Origin of the sequence: Altererythrobacter lutimaris (assembly GCF_013371495.1) — a bacterium.
GTDB lineage: Bacteria > Pseudomonadota > Alphaproteobacteria > Sphingomonadales > Sphingomonadaceae > Erythrobacter > Erythrobacter lutimaris_A.
In genome coordinates this window covers 2,849,407-2,868,034 of sequence record NZ_JABWTA010000001.1, presented here as the reverse complement: position 1 = coordinate 2,868,034, position 18,628 = coordinate 2,849,407, and the positions used below count along the sequence as shown (strand labels likewise).

The 18,628-nt window shown below is 56.4% G+C and carries 16 protein-coding genes and 1 tRNA gene; 8 read left to right on the top strand and 9 right to left on the bottom strand.

Features of this window, described 5'->3' with window-relative positions:
- Positions 1 to 84 precede the first annotated feature (84 nt).
- The 4 genes from HUO12_RS14005 to HUO12_RS13990 all read right to left on the bottom strand — a co-directional run bounded on the left by HUO12_RS14005 (position 85) and on the right by HUO12_RS13990 (position 7,122).
- Positions 85 to 2,211 (bottom strand): acetate--CoA ligase family protein, encoded by a 2,127-nt coding sequence (locus tag HUO12_RS14005; protein WP_176274172.1) that lies wholly within the window; start codon positions 2,209 to 2,211, stop codon positions 85 to 87.
- Complete coding sequence (locus HUO12_RS14000) at positions 2,208 to 4,817, bottom strand: cation-translocating P-type ATPase (RefSeq protein WP_176274171.1); 2,610 nt, start codon at positions 4,815 to 4,817, stop codon at positions 2,208 to 2,210. Before HUO12_RS14000 ends, HUO12_RS14005 begins: the two co-directional genes overlap by 4 nt.
- Positions 4,818 to 4,885: 68 nt before the next feature.
- A complete protein-coding gene (locus HUO12_RS13995) occupies positions 4,886 to 6,088 on the bottom strand; it encodes a L,D-transpeptidase family protein (RefSeq protein WP_176274170.1) in 1,203 nt (400 codons plus the stop codon).
- 17 nt (positions 6,089 to 6,105) lie between these two features.
- Positions 6,106 to 7,122: a zinc-dependent alcohol dehydrogenase family protein gene (locus HUO12_RS13990; protein WP_232367411.1), complete on the bottom strand. Its 1,017-nt coding sequence runs from the start codon at positions 7,120 to 7,122 to the stop codon at positions 6,106 to 6,108.
- A gap of 101 nt (positions 7,123 to 7,223) precedes the next feature.
- On the opposite strand from HUO12_RS13990, the gene HUO12_RS13985 reads away from it, so the two are divergent.
- The 4 genes from HUO12_RS13985 to HUO12_RS13970 all read left to right on the top strand — a co-directional run bounded on the left by HUO12_RS13985 (position 7,224) and on the right by HUO12_RS13970 (position 10,527).
- On the top strand, positions 7,224 to 8,396 hold the full coding sequence (locus HUO12_RS13985) for a PAS domain-containing sensor histidine kinase (RefSeq protein WP_332310420.1): 1,173 nt from the start codon (positions 7,224 to 7,226) through the stop codon (positions 8,394 to 8,396).
- On the top strand, positions 8,383 to 9,051 hold the full coding sequence (locus HUO12_RS13980) for a response regulator transcription factor (protein WP_176274169.1): 669 nt from the start codon (positions 8,383 to 8,385) through the stop codon (positions 9,049 to 9,051). Before HUO12_RS13985 ends, HUO12_RS13980 begins: the two co-directional genes overlap by 14 nt.
- Positions 9,052 to 9,146: 95 nt before the next feature.
- Positions 9,147 to 9,407, top strand: coding sequence for a hypothetical protein (locus HUO12_RS13975; protein ID WP_176274168.1), 261 nt, complete (start codon positions 9,147 to 9,149; stop codon positions 9,405 to 9,407).
- Positions 9,408 to 9,426: 19 nt separating this feature from the next.
- Positions 9,427 to 10,527 (top strand): site-2 protease family protein, encoded by a 1,101-nt coding sequence (locus tag HUO12_RS13970; protein ID WP_176274167.1) that lies wholly within the window; start codon positions 9,427 to 9,429, stop codon positions 10,525 to 10,527.
- A gap of 45 nt (positions 10,528 to 10,572) precedes the next feature.
- Here the strand turns inward: HUO12_RS13970 and HUO12_RS13965 are convergent, their stop codons facing one another.
- The gene (locus HUO12_RS13965; RefSeq protein ID WP_176274166.1) at positions 10,573 to 11,154 is read right to left on the bottom strand and encodes a Crp/Fnr family transcriptional regulator; all 582 of its coding nucleotides are present in this window, start codon (positions 11,152 to 11,154) and stop codon (positions 10,573 to 10,575) included.
- A 203-nt stretch (positions 11,155 to 11,357) separates the two neighbouring features.
- Here HUO12_RS13965 and HUO12_RS13960 point away from each other — a divergent pair, with 203 nt between their 5' ends.
- Genes HUO12_RS13960 through HUO12_RS13945 form a run of 4 tightly spaced genes read left to right on the top strand, consistent with a single transcriptional unit; the run spans position 11,358 to position 16,475 of the window.
- Entirely contained in the window at positions 11,358 to 12,764 is a 1,407-nt protein-coding gene (locus HUO12_RS13960) for an MBL fold metallo-hydrolase RNA specificity domain-containing protein (RefSeq protein WP_232367410.1), read from the top strand.
- Complete coding sequence (locus HUO12_RS13955; protein WP_176274165.1) at positions 12,764 to 14,305, top strand: thymidine phosphorylase family protein; 1,542 nt, start codon at positions 12,764 to 12,766, stop codon at positions 14,303 to 14,305. Before HUO12_RS13960 ends, HUO12_RS13955 begins: the two co-directional genes overlap by 1 nt.
- Entirely contained in the window at positions 14,302 to 15,213 is a 912-nt protein-coding gene (locus HUO12_RS13950) for a ribose-phosphate diphosphokinase (RefSeq protein WP_176274164.1), read from the top strand. Before HUO12_RS13955 ends, HUO12_RS13950 begins: the two co-directional genes overlap by 4 nt.
- 5 nt (positions 15,214 to 15,218) lie before the next feature.
- Entirely contained in the window at positions 15,219 to 16,475 is a 1,257-nt protein-coding gene (locus tag HUO12_RS13945) for an MgtC/SapB family protein (RefSeq protein WP_176274163.1), read from the top strand.
- Between the two features lie 225 nt (positions 16,476 to 16,700).
- Here HUO12_RS13945 and HUO12_RS13940 read toward each other — a convergent pair whose 3' ends face one another.
- From HUO12_RS13940 to HUO12_RS13925, 4 genes are all read right to left on the bottom strand, one after another.
- Positions 16,701 to 16,868 (bottom strand): hypothetical protein, encoded by a 168-nt coding sequence (locus HUO12_RS13940; protein WP_176274162.1) that lies wholly within the window; start codon positions 16,866 to 16,868, stop codon positions 16,701 to 16,703.
- A 10-nt stretch (positions 16,869 to 16,878) separates the two neighbouring features.
- Positions 16,879 to 17,322 carry a baeRF12 domain-containing protein gene (locus tag HUO12_RS13935; protein ID WP_176274161.1) on the bottom strand — a complete coding sequence of 148 codons (444 nt, stop codon included), beginning with the start codon at positions 17,320 to 17,322 and terminating at the stop codon, positions 16,879 to 16,881.
- Positions 17,323 to 17,609: 287 nt separating this feature from the next.
- Positions 17,610 to 18,374, bottom strand: coding sequence for a sulfite exporter TauE/SafE family protein (locus HUO12_RS13930; RefSeq protein WP_176274160.1), 765 nt, complete (start codon positions 18,372 to 18,374; stop codon positions 17,610 to 17,612).
- Positions 18,375 to 18,515: 141 nt separating this feature from the next.
- Positions 18,516 to 18,606, bottom strand: a tRNA-Ser gene (locus HUO12_RS13925).
- Positions 18,607 to 18,628 lie beyond the last annotated feature (22 nt).

The following is an 18,628-nucleotide window of genomic DNA, read 5'->3' as shown; positions in this document are numbered from 1 at the left end:
TCTCCTCCGTTAGTGCAATTGACAGAGAAGACTCTATGCTTCGGCGAAGCTTCCACCGATACGGAAACCTCCGTAAGGAGGGGATCAGCGAAGGATCACACGTGCGTCGAGCGCCACTACACCGTCTGCGTCCGCGAGCAACGGATTGACATCAAGCTCGGCTATTTCAGGTAGAGTCACCGCAAGTCGCGAGAGAGCCTCCAGGACCTTTGTGATTGCAACAAGGTCAGCTTGAGGCACGTGCCTGTACCCTGCAAGCTGCCGAGAAATCCGCGTGGCGGCGATCATTTCCTGGGCCTGTCTCGACGAGACCGGCGGCAACCCAATCGCTTTATCGGCAATCACTTCAATGGCAGTACCGCCCGCGCCGAACAGCACAATTGGGCCGAAGGTCGTATCCTGTGCGAGCCCAGCGAAAAGCTCGTGCGCGGACTTGCGCGCCACCATTGGCTGAATCGCAAATCCGTCCAGCCGGGCATCGGGAAACGCATCTGAAATATGCTTCTTCATAGCCTCAGCTGCCCTTCGCACCGCGCTAGCATTGGAAAGGCCGAGCGCCACTCCTCCGAAATCGGACTTGTGCGTGATGTCGGGCGATACGATTTTCAATGCATAAGGCGGTTTGATCGCAGCACATGCTTCTTGGAAATCATCCTCGCAGGCGATCAAGCGGGTTTCGACAACAGGGATTCCAAATTCCGCAAGCAGGGTCTTGGCCTCGATCTCGCTGAGAATTCTGCGGCCATCGTTCTTAACTGATTGCATCAGCGCCTGTGCTTGGGCCATTGTTTTGGGGTTCGAAACTTCAACCTCTGATGAAGATGCTTTCGCGCTCGCTCGGCGAATCTGAAGAAGCGCTGAGAATCCTCTCACTGCATCTGAAGGCGTTGAGAATATCGGGATACGGGATTCGTTGAGCTGTTGCGATGCGGCTGCAAAATTTGCATCCCCCAACCAGCATCCAAAAACCGGTTTGTCCGACCCTCCTTTCCGGGCACGCTCCACGCTATCAACCGTCGCCTGAGCTGCCTCGCCAGGCTTTAGAAGACCCGTAGGACAATTCATCACCAGTAGAGCGTCGACCCCGGGATCGGCCAAAACCGTCTCAATGGTCATGCTGTAACGACTTGCGTCTGCATCGCCGATGATGTCGATCGGGTTTGCACGAGACCAGACTGTCGGCAGGAAAGCATTAAGCTCGTTCACGGTCTTGTCGCTTAGATCTGCCAATCTTGCTCCGGTCCGGGCCATCGCATCAACCGCTAGGATTCCTGCACCGCCGCCATTGGTTATGATAGCAAGGTTCTCCTTGGCACCTTCGGGATAGCAACTCAGGAGGCTAGCCACGTCAAACATGTCCTCAAGCGTATCGACCGCAACGATCCCAGCCTCGCGAAATGCTGCGCGGTAGACATCCCAAGATCCCGCGAGCGCGCCTGTGTGCGACAGCGCTGCACGCCCCGCCATTTGACTACGCCCCGCCTTCAGCACGATCACGGGCTTAGTAAGCGTCGTTTTGCGAGCGGCCTCCATGAATCTCTGCGCGTCATTGAGACCTTCGAGATAAATCAGAATGGCGCGTGTCTCTGCGTCCTGAGCAAATATCTCAATGAGTTCGCCCATGCCGGTTTGAGCCATGTCGCCGACAGATACGACAGCGGAAAAGCCAACTTCGCGCGGCTCGGCCCATTCAAGCATGGCAGTCGCAATGGCACCACTTTGCGAAAGCAGAGCGAGGTCGCCCGCCGCTGGCATCGACCGTGCGAAAGAAGCGTTGAGACGATGATGCGGCAATATGAGACCAAGGCAGTTTGGTCCAATCAGGCGCACACCTGTATCCCGAGCTGCATTGAGCATCTTATTTCCCAATTCGCTCCCTCGCTCCAACCCGGCGGAAATCACCACTGCATAGCGAATTCCTTTCTTGCCGAGCGTTGCAATTGCCTCCGACACACCTTGCGCCGGAATTGCAACAACGCCGAGGCCAGGGCCCATTGGAATAGCCGAAAGGGAGTTGAAATGCGTGGTGCCCGACCAATCGATCTGCTGGGGATTCACCGTCTGAAGCTTGAAAGCCCTCGACCCAGACTGAAGATTCGCTCCAATAACCTGTCCGACCGAGCCTAGCTTTGAAGACGCACCCACCAGCACGACCCGCTCTGGTTTCAACCAGTCGGATTCGAATGTAGGAAACTCGCAGAGCGTTGTCATATCGCTGATTCCTGGGGTATTTCTCGCTGTCTCTGCTGATGGACGAGCCAGCGTTTTGCGCCTTCAGTGGCCAGTAGGACGGCCAGCGCAGCACCGCCACAAAGCACGAGAAAATCCATCTCGACCGGCGCGGTATCAAGGAAGCGTTGCAACCATGGGACGGTCATCGCGGCAATTTGCAGTGCTACTGCGATCGCCATACCGACAAACATCCACCCATTCTCAGGCGCATGCCAGCGCCAGAAGGGGAGTGTAAGGTTGCGGATACTTAGCAGGAAGGCGATCTGGAAGGTCACCACCATCAACAACACGTGATTGCGGGCATCCTCAATCGGCATATTGAGCGCGAGCCGATCATTGAGGACCCATACAGCAATCACTGTCATCAGGATCGCTCCCGGCAACATCAAGATAAGAGCATCACCATCGACAAGCGATGCAAGCTTGCGTTTGGGTGGATGCTTGAGTTCATCGCCATCCCCCCGCCCAAAGCCCAGCGTAACGTCGAGCACGCCGTTGGTCACAAGGTTCAGCCACAGCAATTGTACGGGGGTCAGCGGCATGGGAAGGCTAAGCGAGATCGCCAGCAAGAACATCAGGATTTCAGCCGCGCCGGTAGCGAGCATGAAGAGAACGATCTTGCGGATATTAACGAAGGTTACGCGCCCTTCTTCAATCCCCGCGACAATCGTCGCAAAATTGTCGTCAGCAAGCACCAGATCGGACGCGCCGCGCGCTACATCGGTACCGCCTCGTCCCATTGCAATGCCAATATCAGCCATGCGAAGTGCTGGACCGTCATTTACACCGTCGCCAGTTACCGCAACTGTATGCCCTGTCGCTTCAAGTGCCTTTACAATGGCAAGCTTCTGCGCAGGCTCGGTGCGAGCGAAAATCTGGCTTGAATTCACGCGCTGAGCGAATTCCTCAGAATCCGTGGCAAGAGACTGCAACTGCTCGCCGGTCACGACATCGCAATCATCGGCATCCATTCCGAGCTTTCGAGCGATCGCAAGCGCGGTGGCTGGATGATCGCCTGTTATCATGCAGACGGCAACGCCAGCTTCGCGGCACTTGGCGACCGCTTCGGGCACTCCATGACGCAGGGGATCAGTAAGACCGACAAAACCAAGGAGCTCCAATTCATGCAAATGATCGTAAATGTGCCCATCGCCGGAATGCCCCTGTCCTTCGGCCAAAGCCAGAACGCGGTAGCCCTCAGCAGCAAGTTGTTCGGCTATGGGCAAGGCGCCTGCATCCGCATCGCGGCACATCGTAAGCACCGTTTCTGGTGCGCCTTTCACAATCGCCCTGACTTCCGAACCAAAATCGGCTTCAACCGCCGCGTAACGCAAGGCAGGCTCATAAGGCACGATGGAAAGTCGGTCAGCAGTGACCAACCGTTCAAGATCGCAGCCATTCTCTCTTGCGAAATCCAGCAGCGCTACGTCCACTGCATCGCCGACCGGGCTGCCGTGAACGCGCAGCTTTGCTTCATTGCACAGACCCGCAGCCTCAGCGAGGCGCGTCAATGAACCATCCACTCGCGCTGATTGCCATTCTGTTCGAGCAACAGTCTGTCCATCTTGAAGCGCCACTTGATCGACAGTCAACCGATTGACTGTAAGCGTGCCAGTTTTGTCGCTGGCGATCAGCGTGCAAGCGCCGAGCCCCTCAACGGCAGGCAGAGCGCGCACGATCACATTGCGGCGCGCCATCCGGCTGGCAGCGGCAGACAGTGCTACCGTGACAGCAATCGGAAGCCCCTCAGGAATGGCCGCCACAGCAAGTGCTATCGCGAGAAGCACGATGTCTCGCCACCCCTGTCCTTCGAGTGCAAGCCAAGTGCCTAAGACCACAATCAAGGCCACGGCGATAAGCGCGATCTGGCGAGCGAGCACCGCCATGCGCCGAACAAGCGGGACTGCTTCAGCACTGCTCGCAGCCTGCGCCAACGTGCGATCAATGTGGCCTAATTGCGAAGCGGCCCCTGTTTGAGTGACCACGGCCAGCGCTCTGCCCTCAACCACTGAAGTGCCAGCATGGAGCATATTGGTTCGGTCAGCGACCACCGATTTTTCATCGAGGCGATCCTCTGCGCGCTTGGCTATGGGCATCGACTCGCCGGTGAAGGTCGACTCATCAACTTCCAGGCCAACCGCGTCGATCAGCCGCATATCGGCAGTGACTGAAACGCCGCTTTCGAGCTCTACAACATCACCTGGCACAATCTCTTCAGACGGGACATCGCGGGTACCGCCGCCACGGCGCACTCGCGCGATTTGCGGGACAAGAGATCGCAAGGCACGCGCGCTTGCATCGGCCTTTAGCTCCTGGAACGCTCCGATGGCCGCGTTGAGCAGCAAAACCCCAAATATGAAAATTGCATCCCAACGATCCCCGATGACGAGCGAAAGAACTCCTGCAATAAGCAAGAGGTAAATAAGCGGGCTGCGGAACTGCCGCAGAAAAACATGTATCGGCCCGAGCATCCGCGCTTCAGGCAGTTGGTTTGAACCATATTGCGCCAGACGCATCCCTGCTTCCGCTTCCGAGAGACCACTGGGATCGGTGCTTAACGCGGCGAGCGTTTGTTCCGTAGTCAAGCTATGCCAGGCGCGATCTTCTGGGATCATGTCCGATACAGCCGATTATTCTGGAAGAAGGAACATGGTCAGTCGGCGCATGTCCCGCCCCCTTCGAGCGCTCTCGTGGAATTTTGCGCGAAAAGCTCTGACCCGTACATGCTCGCAAGGTAGTTTTGAGCAGAACCGGATGAGGTCGATATCGCCACCGGATCGCGTCGGTACACGTCTTCAAAGAAGCGTATTTCACCAGAGGCTGAAGGTTCCGCGGTGAAATAGGTTACATAAAGCGGCAGGGTCTCGGACATAGGTATTGTCTGAGTCCGCTCTCCAGCGACCTCAGCTTCCACTCTGGCAAGATCCCAACCATCCGGCGCAAGAAGGGTTGCCGCGAAGGACAGCGCTTGGTCAACACGGATGCAGCCATGACTGAAGAAGCGTTTGTCTTCAGCGAACAGCTCGCGATTGGACGTGTCATGCAGGAAGACGGAGTACGGATTGGGCATGACAAGCTTCATCCGGCCGAGCGCATTGTTGTCGCCAGGCATCTGTCGGTATCGCCCATTTTGGTAGATGTAGCCTCGCGCCCGCGCCGCAGATGGGCTGCGTTGTACAAAACGGGCAATGCCTTCAGCGGCGATGCTGGATGGGATTTCCCACCATGGATTGAGCACAACGCCGCTCACTTGCGTCGTGAACACCGGAGTGCGAGTGATTGGTTTCCCAACGATAACTTTCCAGCGGCCCTCGATTTCATTGTCTTGCCATAAGGTAAGTTCTTGAGCGGCGATGTTGACCAGCAGATATTGCTCACCCATCCGAGCAGGCAGCAAGCGCCAGCGTGCCAGATTAGCCTTGAGAACTGCTTGTCGATCTGCATCTTGTTCCTCCGCCAGCGCTTCAATCAGCCTGCTATAGTGAGGATGCGAGGGGCGAATGGACCGCAGATAAAGGTCGAGAAATCCTGCTCCTAAGGCTGTTTCCAAACCACTTTGGAGTTCCTCGTCAGACATCCCACCGTGAATATGCCACCAGGACGGACGCCTTGGTCCGCAGCACCGCCCGCGCCACGCGCGCATCAGCAATAGCGCAGCTTCATCCGCCATTGCATCGAGCCGATCAGCATCGCCTGCGTCGATCGCATTCCGCAAATCACGCGTGGTCTTGGCCGGAAGCGTGAGCCCCTCTTCCGGCGTACGTTCGATCCAGCGCAACAGGTTCTCCGCTTCCGCAGATGTCCAGGCAGGTGCTGCGTGTGCAGGCGCAGCCGCAAGCAACGCGCTCATCAGCATCAGGAGTATCGCCCTTATCATGGTATTAGCACAGCTGCGCCATTGATCGTTCCCTCCCGCAAACGATCCAGCGCGTGATTGGCCTTAGCAAGCGGAAATGTCTCCACTTGAGTCTGCACAGGTGCGGTACCGATCGCACTGAAGAAGCTTTCGCCATCAGCCCGCGTGAGATTAGCAACGGAGCGGAGTTGGCGCTCACCCCAGAGGAGATCATAGGGAAAGGACGGAATATCGCTCATGTGAATGCCTGCGCAGATGACTGTGCCACCCTTGCGGACGGCAGCAAGTGCTTGTGGTACAAGCTCTCCTGCGGGAGCGAAGATTATGGCCGCATCAAGCTCAAACGGCGGCATCATGTTCGTCCCGCCCGCCCATTCGCAACCCATGTCTCGCGCAAAGATTTGGCTTTCATCATCGCCGGGACGAGTAAATGCAGCAATTCTGCAGCCGAGCGCGGACGCTAGCTGAGCAAGGATATGTGCGGACGCGCCAAAGCCATAAAGCCCGATCCTCCGGGCCTCGCCGCACATCGAAAATGCGCGGAATCCAATCAAGCCAGCACACAGCAGCGGAGCCGCATGGACATCGTCGATTGTTGGCGGAATCGCAAAGCAAAAGTCTGCATCTGCTACAACATGGGATGCATAGCCTCCATCAACAGTGAACCCCGTGAAGGCTGGATCATCGCAAAGATTCTCGTGCCGTTTCAAGCAATAGTGGCAGCGCCCGCATGTCGATCCCAGCCAGGGAACACCGACACGATCGCCTTCTGCAAACCGCGTCACATTATCACCTTTGGCGATCACTCGGCCCACGATCTCATGGCCTGGTACTATCGGTAAAGGACCACAGAGTTCGCCATCAATAATGTGCAAATCTGTCCGGCAGACACCGCAGGCTGTGACCTTGATCAATACCTCATTGGGTCTCGCAACGGGGATGGCTCGCTCCACCATTTGAAGAGGCTCGCCAACGGCAACAAATTGCATCGCACAAGATGTTGTGACTTCAGGCTTGAAGGTTGTTGCGCTCATGCTGTTGCGCATGCCTGAACATGCGACTCGCCTAATATGCGTAATTATCCTAAGGTCTTATGACCTTGCGGACGTGGCTCCCTCTTCTCCGCAGGCCTTAGGTGGGTACGGTGACGGAAGCTCGATCAAAAGTAGCCGAGACAAGCTCGTTCATTGCGCTGCGCAGTTCAGATGAATTGCACGCGTTGATCGATACTGTCCCCGATGCGATGGTGATTTCGGATAGGCTTGGCAATATCGTCTCTTTCAGCAAGGGTGCCGAGGCAATGTTCGGCTATACCGAAGCAGATGTCATGGGCGAAAATGTAAGTCTTCTCATGCCGTCGCCTAATCGCGAAGGGCATGATCAATTCATGCGCGAATACATGCAAACGGGCACCGCTAAAATCATTGGCATTGGGCGCGTAACCACTGCTCGGCATAGCGATGGCAGCACCTTTCCCGTGAAACTCTCCATTGGTGATGTTGCTTTCGCAGGACAGAGCGCATTCGTCGCTTACATGCGCGATCTCTCTGAAAGCCGCGAGACCGAGCGAGAACTGCACACGCTGCAAAATGAGCTCGCTCACGTATCGCGGATTTCTTCCATGGGTTCACTCGCAACGTCACTCGCGCACGAACTCAACCAACCTCTGACAGCGGTTGCGAACTATGCGCATTCGGCTCGCGATTTGCTGGCCGACCCAAATACTGAGGCGCTAGACCTTGTTCGCGAAGCGCTCGACCAGTGTGCCTCTGAAGCACTCCGCGCCGGCCAGATTGTGCACCGCCTGCGTGACTTCATTAAGAGCGGCGAGACCGAACGTCATATCGTCAGTCTTGGCCGTGTGATCCAGGAAGCTTCCGCGCTCGCGCTGATTAATGGCGATGGTAAGGGTGTCGACTTTGAGACTGAGCTTGACCCATCCGCCGACGAAATAATCGTTGATCCGGTCCAGTTGCAACAAGTGGTGCTGAACCTGATCCGCAATGCGCTTGAAGCGATGATCGACTCCACTCACAAGCAGTTGCAAGTTCGCACCCTCCGAACAGTGGACGGGTTTGCGCAGATTTCGATCTCCGACAGCGGTCCAGGGCTCGACCAGAAGGTAGCTGAGCGCTTGTTCCATCCTTTTAACAGCACCAAAGCAGACGGGATGGGACTCGGCCTTTCGATTTGCCATTCCATCGTCCAATCGCATGATGGCAAGATCTGGGCCGAGCCATCTTCACTGGGAGGCACCGCCTTTCATTTCACCGTCCCTCTCGCGGAGACTGACAATGGCGAACAGTGAATACCCCATCTATCTAGTGGATGATGACGATTCCGTACGTCGGTCAGTTGGCTTCATGCTCAAGACCTCCGGTCACAAGGTTGAGAGCTATGTCAGCGGGACAGAATTCCTCAAGGAAGCCCGATCATTGGAACCCGGATGCGTCTTGCTGGACATTCAGATGCCTGAAATCGACGGTTTGGAGGTACAAACTGAACTGCGCGAACGCGGTGTTCCATTTCCAGTGGTCGTCATGACCGGTCATGGCGATGTCGATGTCGCAGTGAAGGCCATGAAAGCAGGAGCTCTCGATTTTATCGAGAAACCGTTCGCTAAAGAAACCATGCTAGGAGCCGTCGCAGAGGCATTCGACAAACTTGATCGGTCCGAAGCGAAGAGCAAGCGGAAGGCAGAGGCGGAGCTGCTCGTCAATGGGCTGACGCGGCGCGAGCGTGAGGTTCTCGTCGGGCTGACAAAGGGGCATCCCAACAAGACGATCGGCTACGATCTCGATATTAGCCCGCGGACAGTAGAAATTCACCGGGCTAACCTGATGAAGAAGCTCGATGTCTACAATCTCTCTGACCTGCTGCGCATCGCTTTTGCCGCAGGCGTCGGAGAGGAAGAGGTACCGCAGTCAGACATCGCGAGCCCGGATCAACCCCGCACGGCGTAAAGCGCCCCATCCCCGGAACTACGGGGGTTTCCGGATGATGCTGAGCGCCTCCAACAGAAATAATCTCTGCGTCTTGAACAAGAGAGGGCGCAGTTATGGCGGACGTACCAAAGAGCAAATTCAACGCATTCTGGGCAATCGTTATTGCGCTGCTGATAATAGCTGGAGTTTGGGCATTTTTCGGCGACGCCTTTAGCGGCAGCGAAGTACCCGCCGAAGAGCCGCAGCCACCTTCGACCGAATGGACCACCGCGCCGGAAGGCGGCGTTGAAGTGGATTTGCCAGAAACACCCATGCGCGCTGCTGAGCCGGAAGCCCAGCAGCAAGAAAGCACAAACGCAAGCGGCACAGAGTAATCCTGCCATGCCTCGATCCATGCTGATCGCAACAGTCAAAGGCACCGCGATCAGGCTTCATTGGACCTTTATCCTTCTGCTCGCCGTCATAACGACCGCGGCAATGCTAAGCGATGGTATCCTGGCTGCCGGACAAGTTGGTCTGTTGGTATGCTTGATTTTCGGATGCGTGCTTCTGCACGAGTTCGGGCACATCACCATTGCAAGGCAATTCGGAATTGAAACACCTGAAGTTGTGCTTCTCCCGATTGGCGGCCTTGCCAAATTGCGGCGTATTCCAACCGATCCCAAGCAGGAACTGGCAATCGCTGTGGCTGGCCCCGCCGTCAACTTCGTGCTGTTTGGACTTCTTTTGCTGGTGCTGGGACGTTGGCCAGAGTGGTCAGTCTTTGGAGACATATCGCAAGGCAGAATTCACTATGTCGAGCAACTCGCGATCTTCAACCTCGTAGTCGGATTGTTCAATCTCCTCCCTGCATTTCCCATGGACGGCGGACGTATCTTGCGGGCTTCTCTGGCTCTTGCGATGCCGCATCATGCAGCGACACGAATTGCCGCCCGTATCGGCCAAGGACTCGCGATCTTCTTTGGACTATTCGGGGTTCTGGGCGGGAATATCATATTGGTCGCGATAAGCGTCTTCATATTCCTTGCCGCATCATCTGAAGCCATGCTTGATCGAATGCGTAACGCGGTCGGTGGCACACCAGTTAGACACGTCATGGTCACAGGTCAGGCGCAGCTCCTTGTGACCGATCCGATAGGCAAGGCTGCTGATGCAATCCTAGCATCGGACAATGAAGAGTTCCCGGTGCTGAATGCAGATGGAACGCTGGCAGGCTTTCTCGTGCGCGCAGACATTCTTGAAAGCATTGGCCTTGCCGGTCGGGAAATGACCGCTGGCCAGCGTATGCGCACTGATATCCCGCTCGTCTCCGTGCACCACCGTGCAGAGAAAGTCGCTGAGATGATTGCAGCAGGTGCACCGTTGGTTGGAGTGGTGGATGCTCGCGGGCGCTTCACTGGCTTAGTGAATTGGCGCAACCTCCTGGATGCGCTGGCTATCGATGAAGCCCTCAAGCAGCGCCATAGGAAACAGGGCGAAAGTCAAACGACCTAGAGGCCGATACCGCACTGACAATTAGGCAGTGAGAGCTCCTGCCCGCTATTCCCCTTCAGCGATGAGATCGAGCGAATGCTGGTCGAGGATCTGCAACTGGTCTCTCCTGGGCATCGCAATTATCCGATTATCGCGGAGCCTGCGCAGCGTCCGGCAGACTGTTTCCGGCGAAGTCCCAAGATATGACGCAATATCGCCTTGCGGTATCGCGAATTCCAGAAGGCCGTGCTCTGCTGGCAGCCGTTGTGAAAGATAGATCAGAAATGCCGCCAAACGCGCTTGAACACCAACGCGGCCCAGGATCAATCCTCGCGAAATAAACGCCTTCTCTTCGCGCCATATCGCCTGTGCGAGGCGCTCAGGTACTAAGTCCAACGAGGGGAAGCCCGGGCGAAAGATCCCGGAAGAGTGGCGCACAAAACGCAAGCGGCTCACTGCCTCGAAAGAGTAGCGATGTCGGCTCGACAGCGGCAAACCAACAAGGTCGCCAGGAAAGAAAAAGGCCATTATTTGCCGATCGCCTTCTCGCGAATATCTCACCGCGCGCCCTACGCCGCATGTTATCTCAAGCGTTTGGTCGCAGGGGTCGCCTTGCACAATCAAGGTTTCCCCATCACGGCCGGGCATGGACACCGCTTGATTCGCGGGTCGAAGATCCAACGCATGATACATTCCGCTCTCCAGAAAGCACTACACAAGATCGGAGAGACTAGAGTGCGCAGCCCAGTAGATGGCATCGGTGAATGTACTTAGCTCAGCGCACTGGCGATCAGTCAGCGCAAATGGAAATTCGGGGTAATTACGGATATTGGCAGCGCCCAAGGGGTGGTTTGAACCGAGCGAGACAAGCTGCAGAAATCGCTGACGGGAGGTGCATTATCGTTCATCTGACTTTTCTGGGTGCGGCGGACACCGTCACAGGGTCAAAGTTTCTCGTTGAAACCCAGCAGAGCCGTATCCTGGTCGATTGCGGCCTGTTCCAAGGTTACAAGGTCTTGCGCTCGCGCAACTGGAACCCCTTGCCTGTTGATCCAGCAAGCATCGATGCAGTGGTGCTTACCCATGCGCATCTCGATCACTCAGGATATCTCCCACTCCTTGTGAAGAATGGTTTCTCCGGCAAGGTCTTCTGCACCAAGGGAACGCGCGCCTTGTGCGGCCTGCTTCTTCCAGACAGCGGCTACCTGCTCGAAGCTGACGCACGCTATGCCAATCGCCGGGGTTTCAGCAAGCACAAGCCTGCGCTGCCGCTTTACACTCGATCAGACGCACTCAAGTCGCTCGAGTCATTTATTCCGCAACCGTTTGGAGAAGATTTCCAGGTCACAAGGGATTGCTCGATCCGTTTTCGTTATGCCGGACACATTCTAGGGGCCGCCACAGTCGAGATGATCGCTGAGGGCAAGCGCATAGTCTTCTCAGGCGATCTTGGCCGCTTTGGCGATCCGCTGATGTTCGATCCAGAGCCGATATCAGAAGCAGACTATTTGCTGATCGAGTCCACCTATGGCGACAGATTGCATCCAGAGTTCGCGCCGCAGCAGGAGCTGGAGCGGATTATCACGCGAACCGTCGCGCGTGGGGGCAGCGTCATAATCCCGTCATTTGCAGTGGGGCGTGCTCAAGCATTGCTTTATCACATCAACGCGATACGCCAGCGTGGCAAGCTCCCGGGCATCCCAGTCTATCTCGACAGTCCGATGGCCTGCAGCGCCACCGATCTGTTCTGTCAGCATGCACAAGACCATCGCTTGAGCTCTGCGCAATGCCGCGATGCATGGGACGATGTGATCTATACGCGCAATGTAGAACACTCCAAGCGGCTTGACACTGAACCAGGCTCCAAGATCATCATTTCAGCCAGCGGAATGGTCACCGGCGGGCGGATACTTCATCGCCTGAAACGCTACGCACCAGACCACCGCAGCACGATCGTCATGGCTGGTTATCAAGCCGGTGGGACCAGAGGCGCTGCGATGCTGAACGGAGCAGAAGCGATCAAGATTCACGGGGAGTACGTGCCTGTGCGCGCCGAGATTGTTTCGCTCGACATGCTGTCTGCGCATGCTGACCAACATGAATTGCTGCGGTGGCTGAGCGGATTCAAACTTCCCCCGAAGGAATGTTTCATCGTGCATGGAGAAGCGGATTCGGCTGACCGCTTCCGTCTCAAGATCGCAGAGAAATTTGCTTGGAAGGCACGAGTCCCTGAGCATCGAGAACGGGTAAAGCTGTAATGAGCGATCAAGGCGACGACCTAGATCTGGATGCACCGCGCGAGCTCACTCCGCTCAAGGCAAAGCGTCTCAAACTACATACCCAGCGCGAATCCATTGCGATCGTAAACGAGCGATGCACAGTCGCTCGCTCAGAAGGCCTGACCGAGCGCGCGCGGGTCGAACTTCGGATCGAGGAAAGGCAAGCCATTGCCCGTCTGTACCAAGTCGACGATACCATGGTTGCAACCGATGAAATTGGCCTGTCAGAAACGGCGTGGCAAAAGCTTGGATTAAACGAGGGCGACGAGCTCACTCTTCATCATCCGCGCAGTATAAGCTCGCTGGGAGGCTTACGCCGCAAAGTCTATGGCCACAGGCTTAGCGCTGGTCATGCGGCGGAAATTTTCCGGGACATCGTTGATGGACGATTGTCTGATGTACAGATCTCGGCCTTTATCTCTGCCCTCGCCAGTCAGCCTCCAGAAGTGAGCGAGATCGTTGCACTCACTCAAGCCATGGTCGCAATTGGGGACCGGCTCACATGGCCTGACAATGTCGTCGTCGACAAGCATTGCGTCGGCGGGCTGCCGGGCAATCGGACTACGCCGATCGTCGTCTCAATCGTCGCCGCCGCAGGATTGACAATTCCCAAGACATCATCGCGCGCGATCACTTCACCTGCAGGCACCGCCGATACCTTGGCAACGTTGACACGCGTTGATCTGAGCGGGGAGGAAATGCGTCAGGTCGTCGAGCAGCAGGGCGGCTGCATGGTCTGGGGCGGCGGGGTGGAGCTCTCCCCGGCGGACGACCTTGTAATCCGTGTTGAGCGCGAGCTGGAACTCGACTGCACATCGCAGATGGTAGCATCCGTCATGTCGAAGAAGATCGCTGCCGGTTCCACTCACGTGCTTATCGACGTGCCAGTAGGCCCTACAGCTAAGGTCCGGTCCCAAGCGGGTGCTGAAGAACTGGCTGCATTCATGAAAGGTGTGGGCGAGGCCTTTGGCCTTCATGTTGAGACTATCATCACAGACGGATTGCAACCTATCGGGGACGGGATCGGACCGGCGTTAGAAGCGCATGACGTGCTCGCTGTGCTCGAATGCGAACGCAACGCGCCACGCGAACTGAGACAGCGCGCGCTGAACCTCGCTGCAGTTATCCTGGAGATGGGCGCTGCATGTCCACCAGGACAGGGCAAATCGACTGCCAATGCAATCCTTGACGACGGACGGGCAATGCGGAAATTTGTCGCCATCTGCAAAGCGCAAGGCGAATTTCGCCGACCAGAGAGAGCTAGATTTCAACACGTGATTGAGTGCGAACGCTCCGCGCGTATCGCATCGATCGACAATCGCCGACTTGCTCGGCTCGCCAAGCTGGCAGGAGCACCGAGATCACCAGCGGCAGGGGTCGTAATTCATGTCAATATCGGAGATCCTGTCGAAGCGGGACAGCCGCTAATCACTTTGCATGGCGAGAGCATCGGCGAGCTCGAATACGCTCTGGACTACTACCGCATGAACACCGATCTGATCGAGAAGTTTGCGAAATGAAGCCACTCATATTCCCACTACACGCTGCAGATGCGCTCATGGCTGATCTCTTTACGCAAGGCTCATTCGATATAGGAGAGATTGAGCATCGCCGCTTCCCTGATGGTGAAAGCTACATCCGACTTGTTTCTCCCGTGGATGATCGCGCGGTGATCATCCTGTGCACTCTCAATCGGCCAGACGAGCGCGTGATGGCTTTGCTGCTGGCCGCCGATGCCGCGCGCGAACATGGCGCACACCAGGTCGGTCTGATCGCGCCTTACCTAGCGTACATGCGGCAAGATCAAGCCTTTCTTGAAGGCGAAGCTGTTTCAGCGCAAACCTTTGGCGCAATGCTCTCTCGGCATTTCGACTGGCTGGTCACTCTTGAGCCCCATCTTCACCGAATAAGGCGTTTGAGCGAGGTTTTTTCCATCCCTGCTCGTGCGGCTGAAGCCACGCTGCCGATTGGAGACTGGGTTGCAACCAATGTCGAGCGCCCGTTCCTGATCGGACCTGACAGCGAGAGCGCACCTTGGATCGAGCGGATTGCCACTCATATCGGGGTACCATTTGCAGTCATGACAAAACAACGCTTGAGCGACCGAAAAGTGAGGATCACTGGCAAGCTGGCGGGACTGCAGCAAGACATGACTCCCGTGATAGTAGACGATATAGTCTCCAGCGGAGGAACAATGTCTGAAATCATAGCGCAGACAGCGCATGCTACCAACCGACCGGCAATCTATGTCGCAGTCCACGCGCTCGCTGATCAGTTGCCAGAGCGTGTCACACATTCCCAAGCTTTTGACCGGCTGGTAAGCTGCACCAGTGTCCCTCATCCCAGCAACGCGATCGATATCTCCGGGCCGCTTCTTGCAGAAGCCGACGATCTGATTGCGCGGACTAGCGCTCGCCATCGTTTGTGATCGCATTGACTGACGCCTGGCTGCCGATGCTCGGCGCGATTGCCGTGGGATTGCTGATTGGCATTGAGCGCGGCTGGACTCTGCGTACCCGAAAGGACGGGCAACGCGCCGCTGGTGTCCGAACATTCATTGTCCTTTCCATTGCCAGCGGAATCGCCGGGCTGCTGTTAAGTTCGCAGCTACAGCCGGTAGGCACCGCTATTATTGGCGGTCTCGGGATACTAGTCGCAGTCGCCTATGCCCTCGAAGCACGAATTTCCGGTCAAGCCGACGCAACCAGTGCGGTCGCTGCCATAGCGACAATCGCTTTGGGTTTTCTTGCTGGATCAGGTTCGCCTGAAGTCGGCGTTGCCTATGCTGCATTAGTGACCATGGTCTTGGCTCTGAGAACTGAGACACATCGCTGGATTGCAAAACTTGACGAAGCGGATCTCAGGGCGGCGGTTCGATATGCGGTCATTGCCTTAGCCGTTCGTCCGTTTCTACCTGATCGCGATATCGGTCCACTTGATGCATGGAACCCGCAAGATCTGTGGCTCGTAGTGATCCTTGTTACCGGATTCTCGTTTCTGGGATATGTCGCTGACCGCGCCTTGGGGGCAAAGCACGGGACTGTCCTGACTGCTATTATCGGTGGGGCCTATTCGTCGACTGCTGTGACACAATCGCTTGCTCAGCGGCTGCCGGACAGCACCTCAGGCGAAGCGGAATGCACTGGCATCGTGCTGGCAAGCGCTGTCATGTATGTGCGCGTTGTCTTATTGGTACTGGTTTTAGCGCCAAGCCTCATAATCCCCTTCACAGTGATCATGCTGCCCGCCTTGCTCGTCACATGGGCTGCAGGCGTGTGGCTTTGGCGCGGTCAGGATGATGGAGAGCGGACCAATCTGCCGAGGAACCCTATCGCGCTCTTGCCAGCGCTTGGCTTCCTAATCTTTGTTGCAGTAGCCGCACTCGCAGCGCGCTGGGGATTGGAACGCTTCGGGGAAGAAGGGATCGCTCTTATGTTGTTCCTGATGGGATCGATGGATGTCGATGTTGCGATCGTCACCGCTGGCGGATTGCCGGAAGGCGCGGTTGCTCCATGGCTTGCGTCCATTGCGCTGGCGGGCACAATCCTCGCCAACATGTCAGTCAAGCTCGGGATCACGCTGGTGAACGGAGGGCGTCGCTCACGTCCCGCCGCGAGAGCACTCGCGCTCAGCATGCTCACTTTGTTTGCCAGCATTGCATTCTGGTGGGTCAATTCTTTAGACTTTTGACCTTCAGACTTGATAACCGTCAAGTTGGCTGTGTCGAAACGTGGCAAAAGACAATTGCTGATTGGCGAGTAACCGCAAGGAAACGATGACCCTCTCAGTTAGGCCCGTAGTAGCCGATTTATGAAACCAATCGAAAGAGTGGGGACGTAAGTTGGATTGCTACGGGCCGACTGCGTTTGCAGCGAGGTCTATCTCGCTAACGCACATCTGCTGCATTTGCGCCGTCTATTCGGGTGCCGGAATTTCATCCGGAGAAACATCAGGCTCATCAAAATCAGGTGGCAGCGGTTCGGTCTCAGGTGGGCGTACCGGATCAGGACCAGGCTCGCGCGCGGGCCGCTCTGGAGGTGCTGCCGGTTCGATGCGATCGGGCTTTGGTGGTTGAGTTGCCATTTTCTGTCCCTCAAGCGTCAAGCGCATCAATGATTGCTGCGATATCTTGGGGCTCGTGGTTCACCACATCCTTATCGATCTCAGCAATGATCGCCGATCTCAGACTGTCCGGGCAATGCTTGCGAAAGTCGCCAAGCACTGAAGGCGCCGCGAGGACGATCACGTCGCCGCCCTGGTCCTCATGATGCTTCTGCAGCTGCTTCAGGGCACTCTTGGCAAAGCCCTTCTTTGCTTCGTCATGCAGATCGGTTTCTCCAAGCGAGCTTCGACGAGGCGAAGCGCTCGAAAAGGAGCGACCTGGTCGGTCAGCTCCTTGCCGACTGGTTTTGGGATTATCTGCCTTCTCCTGCGCGATAGTTTGCAGAACCGGCTTCTTCGTATCGCCATCGTTTCGCATCAGCATCAGTTTTGTGCCGTCTATAGCCATGACCAACGCGCCGTGTTTCAGCTTCATCTGTGCAACTCCTGAAAGGATTGTCTGTATGGCTGATCAAGCTAGCGAGCAGGTCTGCTATGCTCACTAAGGACATTCCCTAGGGCAAAGCCAAGTCGTAGCTCTGGACGCAGCGGCCCGATAGGCTCTCAAAGACACTGACCAATAAGAAAGAGGCGGCACAGTGGCCGCCTCATCAAGTTGCCGATGTTTCGGCTTTGGGTCGCATTGATACATTCGCGGCAAGACCAGAAGGCGGGAATCAGGGAAAATACGTAACCTACTTGTGGGGCAATTCAGCTGGCCATTCACAACAGACTGATCACCAACCAATAGCCGGTCGTTAGCGAGAGAACGGCACCCACGAGAACGAGCATGATAGGGGCCGGAAGATACCTTGCCGCAATCGCTCCAAACGGTGCGGCGAGCACGCCTCCAATAAGCAGCCCCAGAGTGGCGCCCGCGAGTGCTTCGAAGCCGAACTGACCGAGAAACGCACCTGAAATCGCGATGGCGACAAAGAATTCCACGCTGTTCACAGAGCCGACAACCTTGCGCGGCTCCGTACCTTGCAACATTAATCCTGAGCTGACGACCGGCCCCCAACCTCCGCCTCCAATCGCATCAAGGATTCCACCTGCAAATCCAAGAGGAACAATCGCGCGCGGCGCGCGGCGCTTGAGCCTGCCTTTCGCTCCTTTAAACACAAGCAGTAAGCCAAGGAGAAACAAATAGACGAATACAAATGGCTTAACCGTTTCACCGTCAATCTGCGACAGCCCGTAAGCGCCAATCGCGCCGCCCAGAATTCCTGGCAGGAGGGTCATTAGAAACAGGCGTTTATGGATATTGCCGCTAAAGGCATGGCTGATCCCGGAGACACCGCTGGTTAGTATCTTGATGACATGGACCTTGTAGGACGCCTGTGCGGGTGGAACACCCATGAACCCGACCAGCAATGTGGTCGCGATGGCTCCGAACGCCATCCCGAGCGCGCCGTCCACAAGCTGCGCGAGGAACCCAATCAGTATGAATGGGAGAATTTCTCCCAGTTGTGATTGCAGAAGTTCCAACCTCGCCTCCCGATTTGCCGGAAGGAATATGGCTCGATCTCATTCCGAAGGAGATACGTACTTCCCTCTAGTGTCGGCTTGCCCGGCAATGCCGCGACATGCAAGGAATTGGGAAAATGCGATAAAAAATAATGAAATAGGTGGCGGAGACGGTGGGATTCGAACCCACGATACGGGGTTACCGTATACACACTTTCCAGGCGTGCGCCTTCGACCACTCGGCCACGTCTCCGCACTAGATACGCGCTACTGCA